At 69.1% G+C, this 15,332-nt stretch carries 17 protein-coding genes; 10 read left to right on the top strand and 7 right to left on the bottom strand.

The annotated features are described in order from the left end of the window. The 6 genes from ON31_RS34365 to ON31_RS34340 form a co-directional block, all read right to left on the bottom strand. Positions 1 to 650: DnaJ domain-containing protein (locus ON31_RS34365; RefSeq protein ID WP_039819353.1), on the bottom strand; the 650-nt coding region annotated here is incomplete at its 3' end. Positions 651 to 715: 65 nt separating this feature from the next. Beyond that, complete coding sequence (gene hrcA / locus ON31_RS34360) at positions 716 to 1,756, bottom strand: heat-inducible transcriptional repressor HrcA (protein WP_029932053.1); 1,041 nt, start codon at positions 1,754 to 1,756, stop codon at positions 716 to 718. 164 nt (positions 1,757 to 1,920) lie between these two features. Further along, positions 1,921 to 2,499: a thioredoxin family protein gene (locus ON31_RS34355; protein WP_039819352.1), complete on the bottom strand. Its 579-nt coding sequence runs from the start codon at positions 2,497 to 2,499 to the stop codon at positions 1,921 to 1,923. Between the two features lie 52 nt (positions 2,500 to 2,551). Then, positions 2,552 to 3,694, bottom strand: a complete 1,143-nt coding sequence (locus ON31_RS34350; RefSeq protein WP_039819351.1) for an epoxide hydrolase family protein — start codon at positions 3,692 to 3,694, stop codon at positions 2,552 to 2,554. 155 nt (positions 3,695 to 3,849) lie between these two features. Then, a complete protein-coding gene (hemW, locus tag ON31_RS34345; protein ID WP_039819350.1) occupies positions 3,850 to 5,100 on the bottom strand; it encodes a radical SAM family heme chaperone HemW in 1,251 nt (416 codons plus the stop codon). 79 nt (positions 5,101 to 5,179) lie between these two features. Continuing rightward, positions 5,180 to 5,587 carry an SgcJ/EcaC family oxidoreductase gene (locus tag ON31_RS34340; RefSeq protein WP_039819349.1) on the bottom strand — a complete coding sequence of 136 codons (408 nt, stop codon included), beginning with the start codon at positions 5,585 to 5,587 and terminating at the stop codon, positions 5,180 to 5,182. 175 nt (positions 5,588 to 5,762) lie between these two features. Between ON31_RS34340 and ON31_RS38670 the strand changes: the two genes are divergently transcribed. The 6 genes from ON31_RS38670 to ON31_RS34315 all read left to right on the top strand — a co-directional run bounded on the left by ON31_RS38670 (position 5,763) and on the right by ON31_RS34315 (position 11,777). Beyond that, on the top strand, positions 5,763 to 5,855 hold the full coding sequence (locus ON31_RS38670; RefSeq protein ID WP_368857812.1) for an Ms4527A family Cys-rich leader peptide: 93 nt from the start codon (positions 5,763 to 5,765) through the stop codon (positions 5,853 to 5,855). 137 nt (positions 5,856 to 5,992) lie between these two features. Beyond that, a complete protein-coding gene (locus ON31_RS34335) occupies positions 5,993 to 7,783 on the top strand; it encodes a nitrite/sulfite reductase (protein ID WP_039819348.1) in 1,791 nt (596 codons plus the stop codon). A 16-nt stretch (positions 7,784 to 7,799) separates the two neighbouring features. Beyond that, a complete protein-coding gene (locus ON31_RS34330; RefSeq protein ID WP_039819347.1) occupies positions 7,800 to 8,531 on the top strand; it encodes a phosphoadenylyl-sulfate reductase in 732 nt (243 codons plus the stop codon). Continuing rightward, positions 8,528 to 9,466, top strand: coding sequence for a sulfate adenylyltransferase subunit CysD (gene cysD / locus ON31_RS34325; protein ID WP_029932046.1), 939 nt, complete (start codon positions 8,528 to 8,530; stop codon positions 9,464 to 9,466). Before ON31_RS34330 ends, cysD begins: the two co-directional genes overlap by 4 nt. Next, positions 9,466 to 10,767, top strand: a complete 1,302-nt coding sequence (locus tag ON31_RS34320; protein ID WP_039819346.1) for a sulfate adenylyltransferase subunit 1 — start codon at positions 9,466 to 9,468, stop codon at positions 10,765 to 10,767. The genes cysD and ON31_RS34320 overlap by 1 nt, the downstream gene beginning before the upstream one ends. A 152-nt stretch (positions 10,768 to 10,919) precedes the next feature. Continuing rightward, positions 10,920 to 11,777, top strand: coding sequence for a sirohydrochlorin chelatase (locus ON31_RS34315; RefSeq protein ID WP_303621453.1), 858 nt, complete (start codon positions 10,920 to 10,922; stop codon positions 11,775 to 11,777). A gap of 166 nt (positions 11,778 to 11,943) precedes the next feature. Here ON31_RS34315 and ON31_RS34310 read toward each other — a convergent pair whose 3' ends face one another. Next, the gene (locus tag ON31_RS34310) at positions 11,944 to 12,147 is read right to left on the bottom strand and encodes a hypothetical protein (protein ID WP_039819345.1); all 204 of its coding nucleotides are present in this window, start codon (positions 12,145 to 12,147) and stop codon (positions 11,944 to 11,946) included. Between the two features lie 269 nt (positions 12,148 to 12,416). On the opposite strand from ON31_RS34310, the gene ON31_RS34305 reads away from it, so the two are divergent. The 4 genes from ON31_RS34305 to ON31_RS34290 all read left to right on the top strand — a co-directional run bounded on the left by ON31_RS34305 (position 12,417) and on the right by ON31_RS34290 (position 15,049). Continuing rightward, positions 12,417 to 13,073, top strand: a complete 657-nt coding sequence (locus ON31_RS34305) for an HAD family hydrolase (RefSeq protein ID WP_172544843.1) — start codon at positions 12,417 to 12,419, stop codon at positions 13,071 to 13,073. Between the two features lie 106 nt (positions 13,074 to 13,179). Beyond that, the gene (locus ON31_RS34300) at positions 13,180 to 13,941 is read left to right on the top strand and encodes an SDR family NAD(P)-dependent oxidoreductase (RefSeq protein WP_039819344.1); all 762 of its coding nucleotides are present in this window, start codon (positions 13,180 to 13,182) and stop codon (positions 13,939 to 13,941) included. Positions 13,942 to 14,110: 169 nt separating this feature from the next. After that, positions 14,111 to 14,518, top strand: a complete 408-nt coding sequence (locus tag ON31_RS34295; protein ID WP_039819343.1) for a four-helix bundle copper-binding protein — start codon at positions 14,111 to 14,113, stop codon at positions 14,516 to 14,518. Positions 14,519 to 14,536: 18 nt separating this feature from the next. Beyond that, positions 14,537 to 15,049, top strand: coding sequence for a DUF421 domain-containing protein (locus ON31_RS34290; RefSeq protein ID WP_039819342.1), 513 nt, complete (start codon positions 14,537 to 14,539; stop codon positions 15,047 to 15,049). The last annotated feature ends 283 nt before the right edge of the window (positions 15,050 to 15,332 follow it).

Below are 15,332 nucleotides of genomic sequence, written 5' to 3'. Positions count from 1 at the left end.
TCGCGCCGCGACCGCACCCGGCCGTCGCCGCCGCACTTGCGGCACGGATCGGGAATGGTCTCCCCCGCGCCACGGCAGGTCGGGCACGGCCGCGAGGTCATGACCTGGCCCAGGAAGGACCGCTGCACGGTCTGCACCTCGCCCGCGCCGCCACAGGTCTCACAGCGCACCGGCTTGGAGTTGCCGTTGGTGCCCGCGCCCTGGCACAGGTCGCAGAGTACGGCGGTGTCGACGGTGAGGTGCTTGGTCACCCCCACCGCGCACTCCTGCAAGGACAGCCGCGTCCGCAGCAGCGAATCCGCGCCGGGCTGCACCCGCCCACGCGGCTTGCGCTGACCACCGGAAGCGCCCATACCGCCGAAGAACGCCTCGAACACATCGCCGAGGCCGCCGAAACCGGCACCGGAGAAGCCGCCGCCCATGCCGCCGCCGGACTCCAGCGGGTCACCGCCGAGGTCGACGATGCGCCGCTTCTCCGGGTCGGTGAGCACCTCGTAGGCGCTCGACACCTCGCGGAAGCGCTCCTGCGCACCCGGATCCGGATTCACATCGGGATGCAGTTCACGCGCCAGCTTGCGGTAGGCGCGCTTGATCTCCTGGTCGGTCGCGTTACGCGCGACACCGAGCAGTGCGTAATAGTCCCGTGCCACTTGCGCTCTCTAGTCCTGTCCTGGGGCTCGTCCCCGCCCGTGCGGGGAAACACTCTTCAACCGGCTCACCGTTCGGCGAGCACCTCACCGATATACCGGGCGACCGCGGCCACCGAAGCAATGGTCCCGGGGTAGTCCATCCGGGTCGGACCGAGCACACCCATTCCCCCGAGCACGGTACCCGTTACGCCGTAGCCGGTGGACACCACCGCCGTGCCGCGCATCTGCTCGACCTTGGTCTCCTCCCCGATCTGCACGGTCACGGTACCCGGCTGCTGTGCCGCGGCCAGCAGCTTCAGCACGATCACCTGCTCCTCGAGCGCCTCCAGCACCGAGCGCAACGAGCCGGGGAAGCCGTTGCCCGCGAAATCGGAGGCGCTGCGTGTCAGATTGGCGGTGCCACCGAGCACCAGCCGCTCCTCCGGATGTTCGACGAGGGTCTCCACCAATACCGTCGACACCCGCACCAGCACATCCCGCAGCTTGGCCGGGGCGTGCTCGGGCAGTTCGGCCACCGCGGCCGAGGCCGCGCCCAAGCGCTTGCCGTCCATGGCCTTGCCGAGCATGCCGCGCAGCGCGGCGAGATCTTCCTCGGAGACCACATCGCCCAGTTCCACCAGCCGCTGGTCGACGCGGCCGGTGTCGGTGATGACCACCAGCAGCAGCCGGGCGGGATTGAGCGCGACCACCTCCAGATGGCGGACGGTGGAGGCGGTGACGGTCGGGTACTGCACCATGGCGACCTGGCGGGTCAGCTGGGCCAGCAGGCGCACCCCGCGCCGCAGCACATCGTCGAGATCGACGCCGTTCTCCAGGAATTCCATGATCGCCCGCCGCTCGGCCCCGGACAGCGGTTTCACCTCGGCGATGTGGTCGACGAACTGGCGATAGCCCTTGTCGGTGGGGATGCGGCCGGAGCTGGTGTGCGGCTGGGTGATGTAGCCCTCGGCCTCCAGCACCGCCATGTCATTGCGCACGGTCGCGCTGGAGACGCCCAGGTTGTGTCGATCGACCAGACTCTTGGACCCGATCGGTTCCTTGGTCGCGATGTAGTCCGCGACGATCGCGCGCAGGACTTCGAGCCGCCGTTGCTCGGTGCTCGACATCTGCCCCACCTCCTCGTTCGCCTTCGGGTCCGCCGCCCGCCCGCACCCGTTCGGAGCGCAGGGTGGACTCGCGGATTCCCGGTTGATCCGCGATCCAGTTTAATTGCCCGACGGCGTATCGCCCGCGCACCCGTCACCAGCTGCGTGGATATCGGCCCGCAGAACTATCCCAAGGTCATCCGCGGTTCATTGCCGGGCTTCCATTTGATGCCGCAGCCGATGCTGGGCGTATGCGGTTCCGGAACGATGCCGCCCGCGAATACGAACGACACCGCCGACCGCAGCGACGCACCGTCGGAGGGCAGATCGTTGCCGGGCCGGGCGGCGTCGAATTCGCCGCGGTAGGCCAGGCGACGGTCGGCGTCGTAGAGGAACAGATCCGGGGTGCACTGCGCTCGGAACGCCTTGGCCACCTCCTGCGATTCGTCGATCAGGTACGGGAACCGGAATCCGGCCCGCCGCGCCTGCTCACGCAGGTGGTCGGCATCGTCGTCGGGATAGTTGCGCACATCGTTGCTGCCGATCGCGACCGTGGCCAGGCCCTCGGACGCCAGTTCCGCGGTCACCGCGCCGAACGCGTGCTCGATCCGCCGCACGTACGGACAGTGATTCGACAGGAAGGCGACCAGCAGGGCCGGTTGGGAAGCGAAACTGCTCAGGGAGAACGTGTCACCGTCGACGGACGGCAGGGTGAAGTCGGGGGCGGGCGTGCCGAGCTGAACCATCAGGGATTGGAGCGCCATCCGCCCATTGTCCGTCGCCGGAACGCGTCTGTGCGGAGTTCGGCGTGGTGAATCAGCTCAGTCCGGCGAAGAAGGCGCGGATGTCGGCGGCCAGGATGTCGGGGGTCTGCATGGCCGCGAAGTGGCCGCCGGAGTCGTAGTCGGTCCAGCGGACGATGTGGTTGACCTGTTCGGCATAGCGGCGGATGGCGACATCCTCGGCGAAGTTGGCCACGGCCGTGGGGGTGCGGGAGGGGGTGGGGAGGTTGCGGGTGTGCAGCGACTCGTAATACAGCTGGGCCGAGCTGCTTCCGGTGTTGGTGAACCAGTAGACGGAGATGTTGGCCAGCATGTGGTCGCGGTTCACCCGGTCGTCCAGGGTGCCGTCGGTGCCGGTCCATGCCTCGAACTTCTCGACGATCCAGGCGAGTTGGCCCGCCGGGGAGTCGGCCAGCGCGAAGCCGAGAGTGTGCGGTCGGGTGCCCTGGATCTGGAAGTAGCCGCTGCCGTCGGAGAGGTAGCGGCCCAGGCGCAGCAGGCGGATGCGCTCGAGTTCGGTGAGGGTCTCCACCTCCTGGTCCGGTACCGGGCCGTAGGGGATGAAGCCCATGGTGGCGGCGTTGACGTGCACGCCGATCACGCTGCCGGAGTCGATGCGGCCGAGATCCGGGGCGATGAACGCGCCGAAGTCGCCGCCCTGCACCCCGTAGCGGGGATAGCCGAGGCGGCGCATGAGTTCGGCGTAAGCGCGGGCGGTGCGGGTGCTGTCCCAGCCGATATCGGGGGCGGGACCGGAGAATCCGAAATTGGGATGCGACGGAATGATCAGGTCGAAGACCGGACCGTCGTCCCCCGGATCGGTGAGCGGTTCGATGACGTCCAGGAATTCCAGCACCGACCCGGGCCAGCCGTGCAGCAGCACCAGCGGAATCGCATCGGGATGGCGAGAACGGATGTGCAGGAAGTGGATTCGGGTGCCGTCGATGGTGGTGAGGTATTGCGGATAGGAGTTGAGCCGCTTCTCCCACACCGTCCAGTCGAACCGCTCCGCCCAGTGCCCGGCCAGTTCGCGCAGATAGTCGACCGGGACGCCCCGCGCCCACCCGACGCCGGGAATCTGTGTGGGCCAGCGGGTTTCGCCGAGCCGTCGGCGTAGATCCGACAACTCGTCCCGGCCGATCTCCACCTGGAACGGAACAATGTCCTCGTCGTACATGACGGATTCCTCGCAGCCGCGATACGAACTCGAAAGCCCTGGTGGGCAGCAGCCTAGTCGGCCGCCCCGGTATCGCGGCACGGTTTCGGCGCGCCCGCCCCGGTCGGCCTGGCATGGATCACGCGCGTCCAGGCGCGGATCGCAGGGCGGTCGGGCTACGTGAGCAGTGTGCGGACGACCGCGTCGGCCAGCAGGCGGCCGCGGTCGGTGAGGATCAGGCGGTCCTCGCGGCGTTCGGCGAGCCCGTCGGCGATGACACGGGCGGCGGCGACACGACCGGCGGCGTCGAGGTCGTCGAGGGGCAGGCCGGTGCGGAGGCGGACGGTGAGCATGACCCGCTCGGTGTAGCGCTCCTCGGCAGTGAGCTGTTCCCACCCGGCGGCCGGGAGCGCGCCGGTGGCGACCCGCTCCGCGTAGCGCGCCGGATGCTTCACATTCCACCAGCGCACGCCGCCCACGTGGCTGTGCGCGCCCGGACCCGCGCCGAGCCAGTCGCCGCCGTCCCAGTAGCCGAGGTTGTGGCGGCAGCGGGCGGTGTCGTCGGCGGCCCAGTTGGAGACCTCGTACCAGTGCAGGCCCGCCTGTTCGAGGCGGGCGTCGAGGCGTTCGTAGCGGGCGGCGAGCACATCCTCGTCGGGGGCGGGCAGTTCCCCGCGGCGCACGCGGCGGGCCAGGGCGGTGCCGTCCTCGACGATGAGCGAATAGGCGGAGACGTGGTCGACCCCCGCGGCGAGCACGGCGTCGAGGCTGGCGTCCAGGTCGGCGTCGGTCTCGCCCGGGGTGCCGTAGATGAGGTCCAGGTTGACGTGGTCGAATCCGGCGGCGCGCGCCTCGCGGGCGGCGGCCACCGCCCGGCCGGGGGTGTGGGTGCGGTCGAGCACCTTCAGCACGTGCGCGGCGGCGGATTGCATGCCCAGGGAGATGCGGGTGTACCCGGCCGCGCGCAGCCGCTCGAAGAAGGCGGGCGAGGTGGATTCCGGATTCGATTCGGTGGTCACCTCCGCGTCGGCGGCCAGGGTGAAGTGCGCGCGCACCGCGTCGAGTACGTCGGCCAGCCCGTCCCCGCCGAGCAGCGACGGCGTCCCGCCACCGACGAACACGGTCTCCACCCGCGGCACCGCACTCGGCAGCGCCTCGAATTCCCTTGCTGCCGTGGCTAATTCCCCACGCAACGCCTCGAACCAGGATTGCGGCGACGAGGAGCTGCCCAGCTCCCCCGCCGTGTAGGTGTTGAAATCGCAGTACCCGCACCGGGTGGCGCAGAACGGGACGTGAATGTAGATCCCGAACGCCCCGCCCCCGAAGTCGCGCAGCGTCGGCACCGGCGACTCGGAGCCCGCCGGGGTGGCGTGAGCGGAGGACGGAGCGGATGCGGTCACCTCACCAGTCTGACCGGTCGCGCACATCACACCGCGGGCAGCACCTCACTCGACTGGCGGGGGCGGCCGTACGGCTCAGGCCGACGGAGGTGCCGGGTACCGCTGCTCAGTGGTCGACGACCGGGGTGTTCTGGCAGAAGGTGAGCAGCCAGCGGCCGTCCTCCTTGGTCATGCCGTACAGCGGTGAGCCCTCGGACTGGACTTCGCCGTCGTGGGAGAGATAGCGCTGCCGGACCTTGACCGCGGCCACGTCGGGCCGGATGAAACGCACGAAGAACACCTCGTAGGTGGCGTAGCCGTCCTTGGTCGCACCGGGCAGCACGGCACGGGTGAACTCGGCGATCTCGTCGCGTCCGTCGAGGAATCTGCCCGCACCCGTGGTCCAGATGGCCTCGCGGTGGAACAGGGCCAGGAAGGCGTCGGCGTCCTCGGCACGCTGGGCACGGTCGACGGCGGCGACCACGGCGTGGATGGCCTCGAGTTCGGCGGCGGTATCGATATCGGGTGTCGTCATACCCGAGATCGTTCAACCTCGATACCGGTTCAGGTCAATACCCGAAAACCGGTGGCGGGCCGCGCTATGAGAAGCGTCACAAATCAGGTCGGCTGTCCAGGGGATTTCCCGGAGAAGTCCGGAAAATACTGTCGAGCGGTCGGAACAACCCGTCTGACATGGCACAATAAGCTGCATGACGGCACTCGGAGTACGACTCGTGGCACGACGCCATGTCGACTTCAAGCGCGTCTGCAGCGCGAGCTGTCTGCCCGGAAGCCTCCGGTAGATCGGCTCCCCACTCTTCCCGGAAACCGGCGTCACCGCGACGCCGCGGAAACCGGTTCGCTGATAGCCGTATCACTGATTCGGAGGCGTGAGCCAGCCCCTCCCGCCTGCCCGCAAGACCCATCAGGAGCGATCCCCATGACGTCGAGCACCGACGCCACCAGTTCCGATTCCGCTCGCCCCGCCCGGCCCGCACGTCCCGCCGCCGAGCGACGCGTGCGCCCGGACCGGCCGCGTTCGGAAGCGCCCGTGGCACCTCGGGAGCGCACCGGTCGGCCGGTTCGCCGCAAGTCCGAGGGCCAGTGGGCGCTCGGCTACCGCGAGCCGCTCAACCCCAACGAGCAGAACAAGAAGGACGACAACCCGCTCAACGTCCGCGCCCGCATCGAGAACATCTACTCCAAGGCCGGATTCGACTCCATCGACAAGAGCGATCTGCGCGGCCGCTTCCGCTGGTGGGGCCTCTACACCCAGCGCGAAGAGGGCTACGACGGCACCTGGACCGGCGACGAGAACATCGACATTCTCGAGGCGAAGTACTTCATGATGCGGGTGCGCTGCGACGCGGGCGCGCTCAATGCCCGGCAGTTGCGCACCATCGGTGAGATCTCCACCGAATTCGGCCGCGACACCGCCGACCTCTCCGACCGCGAGAACGTGCAGTACCACTGGATCGAGATCGAGAACGTGCCGGAGATCTGGCGGCGGCTCGAGGAGGTCGGCCTGCACACCACCGAGGCGTGCGGCGACTGCCCGCGCGTCATCCTGGGTTCGCCGCTGGCCGGTGAATCCTTCGGCGAGATCCTCGATCCCACCCCGGCCATCGACGAGATCGTCAAGCGCTACATCGGCGACAAGCGCTACTCCAACCTGCCGCGCAAGTTCAAGACCGCCATCTCCGGCCAGCAGGACGTGGTGCACGAGATCAACGACGTCGCCTTCATCGGCGTCGAACATCCCGAACACGGTCCCGGACTCGATGTCTGGGTCGGCGGCGGCCTGTCCACCAATCCCATGCTGGCGCAGCGCTTGGGCGCGTGGGTGCCGCTCGACGAGGTGCCCGATGTGTGGGAGGCCATCGTGGCGCTCTACCGCGACTACGGCTACCGCCGCCTGCGCACCAAGGCCCGCATCAAGTTCCTGGTGAAGGATTGGGGCGTCGAGAAGTTCCGCGAGGTGCTCGAGACCGAGTACCTGAAGCGCAAGCTCATCGACGGACCCGCCCCGGAGAAGCCCGCGCGCCCCATCGACCACATCGGGGTGCAGAAGCTGCGCAACGGCCGCAACGCGGTCGGCTTCTCCCCCATCGCCGGTCGCGTCTCGGGCACCATCCTGCAGCAGGTCGCCGATGCGGTGGAGCGCGTCGGCTCCGACCGGGTGCGCTTCACCCCCTACCAGAAGCTCATCGTCCTCGATGTGGCCGACGACAAGGTCGATCAGCTGATCGACGAGCTGGCACCGCTGGGTCTGCACGCCCGTCCGTCGCACTGGCGACGAAATCTGCTGGCGTGCAGCGGTATCGAGTTCTGCAAGCTGTCGTTCGTGGAGACCCGCAAGCGCTCGCAGGTGCTGGCTCCCGAACTCGAGCAACGGCTCGCGGACATCAACGCCGACCTGGACGTGCCCATCACCATCAATATCAACGGGTGCCCGAACTCGTGCGGCCGGTCCCAGATCGCCGATATCGGCTTCAAGGGCCAGCTCGTCGACGACGGCGACGGGAATCAGGTGGAGGGCTTCCAGGTTCACCTGGGTGGCAGCCTCGGGCTCGACAGCGGTTTCGGCCGCAAGCTGCGCCAGCACAAGGTGACCAGCGCCGAGCTCGGCGACTACATCGAGCGCGTGGTGCGCAACTTCGTCAAGAACCGTGACGGTGACGAGCGGTTCGCGCAGTGGGCTGTTCGCGCCGACGAGGCAGATCTGCGGTAGTTGGGAGATACCCGGTATGACAATAAAACTCGCTGAATCCGAGCTGCGGGCCATCGCCGAGAAGGGGGCGGCCGAACTCGGTCCGGACGCCACCGCGCTGGAACTGCTGCGGTGGACCGAGGACACCTTCGGATCCGATTACATCGTCGCCTCCAATATGCAGGACGCCGTGCTGGTGCAGCTGGCCGCGCAGGTGCGGGCCGACGGCGGCGCCGTCGATCGGGGTCCGGTGGACGTGCTGTTCCTCGACACCGGCTACCACTTCGCCGAGACCATCGGCACCCGCGACGCCGTGGAGATGGTGTACGGCGTGAACATCGTGAACGTCACGCCCGAACACACTGTGGCCGAACAGGATCAGCTGCTGGGCAAGGATCTGTTCGCCCGCGACGCCGGAGAGTGCTGCCGCCTGCGCAAGGTGGTGCCGCTGCGCGGGTCGCTGTCCGGCTACAACGCCTGGGTCACCGGCATCCGCCGGGTGGAGGCTCCCACCCGCGCCAACGCGCCCCTGATCTCCTTCGACGAGGCGTTCGGCCTGGTGAAGATCAATCCGATCGCCGCCTGGTCCGACGAAGAGATGGCCGCCTATATCGAGGCCAACGGCATCCTCGTCAATCCCCTTGTGGAAGAGGGATATCCGTCCATCGGTTGCGCTCCGTGCACACGGAAGCCGGAACCGGGATCCGATCCGCGATCCGGCCGCTGGGCCGGGCTCGCCAAGACCGAATGCGGGTTGCACGCCTCATGACCAGTTTGATCGAGCCGAACGCTGTCACCGATAACACTGTCACCGAATTCGACACCCTGGCCGCGCTGGAGTCGGAGTCCATCCACATCTTCCGCGAGGTGGCGGGCGAGTTCGAGCGGCCGGTAATCCTGTTCTCCGGCGGCAAGGACTCCACGGTGCTGCTGCACCTGGCCATCAAGGCGTTCTGGCCCGCGCCGCTGCCCTTCGCGCTGCTGCACGTGGACACCGGGCACAACCTGCCCGAGGTGCTCGAGTTCCGCGACAAGGTGGTCGAGAAGTACGGGCTGCGCCTGCATGTCGCCTCGGTCGAGGAGTACCTCGCCGACGGGCGGTTGACCGAACGCCCGGACGGCATCCGCAATCCGCTGCAGACCGTGCCGTTGCTTGACGCCATCGCCGAGAACCGCTTCGACGCCGTCTTCGGCGGCGGCCGCCGCGACGAGGAGCGCTCGCGCGCCAAGGAGCGCATCTTCTCGCTGCGCGACGCCTTCGGACGCTGGGATCCCAAGCGGCAGCGGCCCGAACTGTGGAACCTGTACAACGGTCGCCACGCGCCCGGTGAGCATGTGCGGGTGTTCCCGCTGTCCAACTGGACCGAGCTGGACATCTGGCGCTACATCGCCCGCGAGAACGTGGAGCTGGCCACCATCTACTACGCCCACGAGCGCCCGGTGTACCTGCGCGACGGCATGTGGATGACCCCGGGTTCCTGGGGCGGTCCGGCCGAGGGTGAGGAACTGGTGGTCAAGTCGGTGCGCTACCGCACCGTGGGCGACGGCTCCACCACGGGCGCGATCATTTCCGATGCCGCCGACAACGCGGCGATTCTCGCCGAGGTGGCCGCGTCCCGGCTCACCGAACGTGGCGCGACCCGCGGCGACGACCGCGTCTCCGAGGCCGCCATGGAAGACCGTAAACGAGAGGGTTATTTCTGATGTCCGACCTACTGAGACTCGCCACCGCCGGGTCGGTGGACGACGGCAAGTCCACCCTGGTCGGACGCCTGCTGTACGACACGAAATCCGTTCTGGCCGACCAGATCGACGCGGTCACCCGCGCCTCGGTCGACAAGGGCCTGTCCACCCCGGATCTGTCACTGCTCGTGGACGGCCTGCGCGCCGAGCGTGAACAGGGCATCACCATCGACGTGGCGTACCGCTACTTCGCCACGCCCAAGCGGTCTTTCGTACTCGCGGATACGCCGGGACATGTGCAGTACACCCGCAATACGGTGTCCGGCGCGTCCACCGCGCAGCTGGTGATCCTGCTCGTGGACGCCCGCAAGGGCGTGATCGAGCAGACCCGCCGCCATGCCGCGGTCATGGCGCTGCTGGGGGTGCCGAAGCTGGTGCTGGCGGTCAACAAGATCGACCTGGTGGACGATCCGGCCGCCGTGTTCGACAAGATCCGCGGCGAATTCGGGGAACTGACCGCCAAACTCGGCTGGGCTCCCGAGGATGTGCAGGAGATTCCGGTGTCGGCGCTGCACGGTGACAATGTCGCCTCGCGCTCGGAGAACACCCCGTACTACACCGGCCCCTCGCTCATCGAGCATCTGGAATCGGTGCCGGTGGACGCCGACAGCCACGGCCGCCACGAGGTGGGGCTGCGCTTCCCCGTGCAGTATGTGATCCGGCCGCGCACCGCCGAGTACCCGGACTACCGCGGCTACGCCGGACTGGTCGCCGCGGGCGTGGTCACCAAGGGCGACGAGGTCGTGGTGCTGCCCTCGGGCACCCGCACCACCGTCGAGCGCATCGACACCCCCGATGGTGAACTGCCGCAGGCACAGCCGGGTCGCAGCGTCACCCTGGTGCTGGCCGATGACGTGGACGTCTCGCGCGGCGACACCATCGCCGCCGCGGCCGACGCCCCCGAACCCATCGACTCCTTCGACGCCACCGTGTGCTGGCTCGGCGACAAGCCGCTGCGCCCGGGTGCGCGCCTGCTGCTCAAGCACGGCACCCGCACCACCCAGGCCATCGTGGGCGCACTGCTGGAACGTTTCGACGAACAGCACCTGGCCGCCGATCCCAACCCGGAAACGCTGTCGCTCAACGACATCGGCCGCATCTCGGTGCGCGTGGCCGACCCCGTCGTGGCCGACGACTACAGCGTCAACCGGCACACCGGCTCCTTCCTGCTCATCGACCCCGCGGGCGGCAACACCCTGGCCGCGGGCCTGGTGGGCGATGCGCTGACCGCCGTCGAGGTCGGTGCGGAGATCGGCGTGTGAGCAGCGCACGGCCATCGCGTAGGCCGGACGGCACGATGACGGGTCGCGCTGGCACGGTGACGCATCCGACTGGCACGGTGGCGAGTTCGATTGCCGTGGTCACAGCGGCGTCCGCGTTGACCGTCACCGGCGCGGCAGCGGGCCGCCGCGCCGTGGGCGGAGCCGAGACGCCGGGCGATCGCGGCCGCCCGGCGCTCATCGCGGTGGCGCACGGCAGCCGGGATCCGCGCTCGGCCGCCACCATGCACGCGGTGGTTTCAGATGTCGCCGCCGCACGTCCGGATCTGGATGTGCGCTTGGCCTTCCTGGATCTGAGTACGCCCTCGGTGGAGCAGGTCGTGGATGCTGTCGCGGCGGATGGTCACACCCACGCCGTGGTGGTGCCGCTGCTGCTGGGCAAGGCTTTTCACGCCCGGGTGGATCTGCCCGGGCTGTTGGCCGCGGCAGGTGCCCGGCAGCGTCGGCTGCGGCTGACCCAGGCCGATGTGCTCGGACCTGATCCGCGCCTGATCGAGGCCTTGCGTGACCGCGTGCTCGAATCGCTGACCGCGGGATCGTCCGGAGAGGCGTCGCACGCCGCGCGTATCGACACACGCTCGCTCGCCGTGCCACGCGTCGACGTGGATGCGTGCGCCGCCTCGCCACTGACGAGCGGGGGGCATCTGGGTGTAGCCGTGGCGGCCGTGGGCTCGTCGTCGGCCGCAGCGAACGCGCGCACCGCTGCGGTAGCGCGGCAACTCGCCGCCCGAACCGGCTGGGACACCGAAATATGCTTCGCCACCACCGAACCCACCGTCACCACCGCACTGTCACGCCTGCGTGACCGTGGGGCGGGACAGCTGCTGGTCGCCCCATGGTTCCTGGCTCCCGGTCTGCTCACCGACCGGCTGGCGAACGCGGCCTCCGATATCGCCCACACCGCCGTGATCGGCGCCCACCCCTTGCTCACCCAGGTCGTGCTGGACCGCTTCGACACCGCAGCGGCACTCCCCCATGCGCTGACCGCCTGACCCATCCGCGCCCCGGTCTCGTCTGCGGCGGACATACCCTCCGTCGTAGCGGTGCTGTCGTAGCACATCGTCCGCATCGCGCGGTCGTCCGACACCATCGGCCCGAGCCGGTACCCCCGCCCGGGACTGCTCGGGCCGACAGCCGCATGCGCGCCGGTGTCGGCGACTACATGCAGGCTTCGTAGTCCTTGCCGAAGGACCCGGTCACCGACGAGCACATGTCGTCGCCGATCGAGGTCGAACGGGTGTCGGAGGTGGTGGCTTCGGCGGGCGCCTCGACCAGCGGGATATCGGCGGCTGCCGGTCCCGCGAGGGCGGCGGCCGCACCGATCCCGAGGGCGACGACGCCGGTCCGCAGCAGGATGCGCATGAGGGAACTCCTTTTGAAAGGCAATAGTTTCACAAACGCCGTCCGTACCATACCCACCGCCGACCGATCACGCCCGGGAACCGCGTCACTCACCCCCGACATCGGGCCGCGCCGCTCACCCCGGCATCGGACCATGCCACTTCCGTCGCCGGACACACCCGCCGATCTCACCCAGAGCCGGGGGCCGCTCACCCTCGTCCCACGCACCGATTCCGGCACCGGGCCGAGGAGGGCGCTCGGCCCATCTCGCGCACCGATACGCTGGGCCGATGATCAAGGCTGTGGTGTTCGATGTGGGCGAGACGCTGATCGACGAGACGCGGATCTGGTGCCGGTGGGCCGACCGGCTGGGCGTCCCCCGATTCGCCATGCTCGGGGTGATCGGCGGCATGGCCGCCACCGGACGACCGCTGGCCGACGCCTTCGAAGTACTCTCGCCCGGAATCGATCTGGAGGAGGAGCAGATCGCCTGGGCGGCCGAGGAGCCCGACAGCCTGCGGGTGAACTTCGACGCCGACGATCTGTATCCGGATGTGCGCCGGGCACTGGCCAAGCTGCGCGCCCGCGGGTTGCGGGTGATCATCGCGGGCAATCAGCCGCCGCAGGCCAAGGCGGCGCTGGAAGCCATGGACCTGCCCGTCGACGCCGTCTACACCTCCGCCGAATGGGCGCTCGAGAAGCCGGATCCCAAATTCTTCGACAAGGTGGTGGAGGTGACCGAGCTGCGGCCTCCCGAGATCTGCTACGTCGGTGACCGGGTCGACAACGATGTCATGCCCGCCAATGCCGCGGGTATGGTGCCGGTGCTCATCCGGCGCGGGCCGTGGGGCTATCTGCATGCGGAACTGCCCCAGGCCACGCGCTACGGCGTGGTGGTCGACGGCTTGGACGCGCTGCCCGATCTACTCGCCCCCACCGACCGCTGAGTTCTCGCCGCCGAACGCGACGACCGATTCCCGCCGGATCCGAACCCGCGCGCGTCTTTTACTAGACGTGTCAACGAAACAATCTCTACCGCAAGGGGATAGCGCGATGGGTTCTCGCTTCGAGTCGAAGGTCGTTCTGATCACCGGCGCCACCTCGGGTGTCGGCGCGGCCGTGGCGCGGCGGGTCGCCGCCGAGGGCGGCGCGGTGGTGCTGGGCGCCCGTGGCAAGGAGGTCGGCGACCGGATGACCGAGGAGCTGCGGGCATCCGGTGGGCGGGCGATCTTCGTGCCCACCGATGTCACCGTGGAGGCGGATGTCGAACGCCTCACCGCCGCCGCCGTGCACGAATTCGGCAGGCTGGACGCCGCTTTCAACAATGCCGGGGCGGTCAACGCCTTCGGCGATATCGAGTCGATCGACGAGTCGGGCTGGCGTGCCGACCTGGAACTCAATCTCACCAGTGTGTACTACGGTCTGCGCCACCAGGTTCCGGCCCTGGCCGCATCGGGCGGCGGCGCGATTCTCAACAACGCCTCCAATCTGGGCGTGGTCGGCATGGGACAGGTCGCCCCGTACGTGGCGGCCAAACACGGCGTCATCGGACTCACCCGGGCGGTCGCGCTGGAGGCCGCCGGACGGGGTGTCCGGGTCAATGCGGTGGTGTCCGGGGCCGTCGACACCCCGGCCTTCCGCAATTCCATGGGTGCGACGCCCGAAGGTGAGGCGACGATCGCCGCCCTGCATCCTCTCGGACGCATCGCCGCCCCCGACGAGATCGCCGCCTTCTGCGCCTTCCTGCTCAGCGACGAAGCGGCATTCGTCACCGGCGCGGCACTCGCGATCGACGGCGGCTTCACCGCGCGCTGAACCCTCGTACGCCGACCGAGGCGGCGAATCTCCGGGCGCACGTGTACGTCGGTCGCCAGCGGGTACCAGCGAGCACACCGGGTGGTGGGCGATCGGATCGTCGTCCGAGCATACGAACGCACGGCGACCGCCGCCGCCACCCGGCACCCGCTCGACGAGAGGAGTTCCGATGAGCACCGTTGCCGCCATGGTGGATTCGCATCCCGCGAACCGCACCGCCGCGAGTTCGGCACAAGTGATCGCCTGTATCGAGGCATGTTGGAGGTGCGCCGAGTCCTGCACGGTCTGCGCCGACGCCTGCCTGAGCGAGGAGGGGCTCGCCGAACTGCGCGAATGCATCCGCACCGATCTTGATTGCGCCGATATCTGCCACACCACCGCCGCTGTGCTCTCCCGCCGCGGCGGCGGTGACCCGGCCACGATCCGGTCGCTGCTCGACACCTGCGCCCTGATCTGTGAGCGATGTGGACAGGAGTGCGATCGGCACGCCGACCGCCACGAGCACTGCCGCATCTGCGCCGAGACGTGTCTGCGCTGCGCCCGGTCCTGCCGGGAGTTGCTCGCCGCTCTGAGCTGACGGCGATCGGGACAGCTCATGTGGTTCGACGCGTGGCCGGATCTGCTGCGGGTGCTGTTGGTGGGGTCGGCGGCCTATGTGACGCTGGTGGTGGTGCTGCGGGCCACCGGTAAGCGCACGCTGGCGAAGCTGAACGCGTTCGACCTGGTCGTCACGGTGGCGCTCGGTTCCACCCTGGCCACCATCCTGCTCAGCGCGGAGGTGTCCTGGGCCGAGGGAGCGGTGGCGCTGCTCCTGTTGGCGCTGCTGCAGTATGCGGCGGCGCTGGTGGCGACGCGACCGCGCGGCGGACGGCGGCTGCTCACCGCCGCCCCCACCCTGGTGGTGCGCGACGGTCGACTGCTGGAGCGGGCGATGCGGCAGCAGCGGCTCAGCGCCGCGGATATCCGGCAAGCGGTGCGGTCCGACGGTCACGGCGATCTGACGCGCATCGCGGCGGTGATCCTGGAGACGGACGGGAGCCTGAGCGTCATCACCGGCGCCGCGTTCGGCGACGGTTCGGCCCTCGACGGGGTGAAAGAGCCCGAGTGAACGGGGGGCGAATCCTGCTCGCCCACTCGGAGGTTGGGGACGCCCGCCGCCGCGGTGCGGACACGCGGCGGCGGGCGGTCGAACGGCCCACCGCCGCGTCGCGGGCACGAAGGACGACGCGGGGTGGACCCGTTGGAGGCCGCCCGAGCACGTAACCGGTGGCATGCCGGTGACACGAAGGGCAATTCGTCGTGCTGGGCGGCGAGCCGACCGTCACACGGGTCGCACGGGGGGCGTGACGGCCGACCAGTTCGAGGGCTACCTGCGATGGGGGCGCGGTAGC

The sequence above is a fragment of the Nocardia otitidiscaviarum NBRC 14405 genome (assembly GCF_000308635.1).
Lineage (GTDB): Bacteria > Actinomycetota > Actinomycetes > Mycobacteriales > Mycobacteriaceae > Nocardia > Nocardia otitidiscaviarum.
This window is presented reverse-complemented; position numbering and strand designations above follow the sequence as displayed.

Bases quoted from the DNA above. Each gene is read 5' to 3' on its own strand.
- hrcA (WP_029932053.1), bottom strand. From the start codon at position 1,756: ATGTCGAGCACCGAGCAACGGCGGCTCGAAGTCCTGCGCGCGATCGTC.
- ON31_RS34355 (WP_039819352.1), bottom strand. From the start codon at position 2,499: ATGGCGCTCCAATCCCTGATGGTTCAGCTCGGCACGCCCGCCCCCGAC.
- ON31_RS34350 (WP_039819351.1), bottom strand. From the start codon at position 3,694: ATGTACGACGAGGACATTGTTCCGTTCCAGGTGGAGATCGGCCGGGAC.
- hemW (WP_039819350.1), bottom strand. From the start codon at position 5,100: ATGTGCGCGACCGGTCAGACTGGTGAGGTGACCGCATCCGCTCCGTCC.
- ON31_RS34340 (WP_039819349.1), bottom strand. From the start codon at position 5,587: ATGACGACACCCGATATCGATACCGCCGCCGAACTCGAGGCCATCCAC.
- ON31_RS38670 (WP_368857812.1), top strand. From the start codon at position 5,763: ATGACGGCACTCGGAGTACGACTCGTGGCACGACGCCATGTCGACTTC.
- ON31_RS34335 (WP_039819348.1), top strand. From the start codon at position 5,993: ATGACGTCGAGCACCGACGCCACCAGTTCCGATTCCGCTCGCCCCGCC.
- ON31_RS34330 (WP_039819347.1), top strand. From the start codon at position 7,800: ATGACAATAAAACTCGCTGAATCCGAGCTGCGGGCCATCGCCGAGAAG.
- cysD (WP_029932046.1), top strand. From the start codon at position 8,528: ATGACCAGTTTGATCGAGCCGAACGCTGTCACCGATAACACTGTCACC.
- ON31_RS34320 (WP_039819346.1), top strand. From the start codon at position 9,466: ATGTCCGACCTACTGAGACTCGCCACCGCCGGGTCGGTGGACGACGGC.
- ON31_RS34310 (WP_039819345.1), bottom strand. From the start codon at position 12,147: ATGCGCATCCTGCTGCGGACCGGCGTCGTCGCCCTCGGGATCGGTGCG.
- ON31_RS34305 (WP_172544843.1), top strand. From the start codon at position 12,417: ATGATCAAGGCTGTGGTGTTCGATGTGGGCGAGACGCTGATCGACGAG.
- ON31_RS34300 (WP_039819344.1), top strand. From the start codon at position 13,180: ATGGGTTCTCGCTTCGAGTCGAAGGTCGTTCTGATCACCGGCGCCACC.
- ON31_RS34295 (WP_039819343.1), top strand. From the start codon at position 14,111: ATGAGCACCGTTGCCGCCATGGTGGATTCGCATCCCGCGAACCGCACC.
- ON31_RS34290 (WP_039819342.1), top strand. From the start codon at position 14,537: ATGTGGTTCGACGCGTGGCCGGATCTGCTGCGGGTGCTGTTGGTGGGG.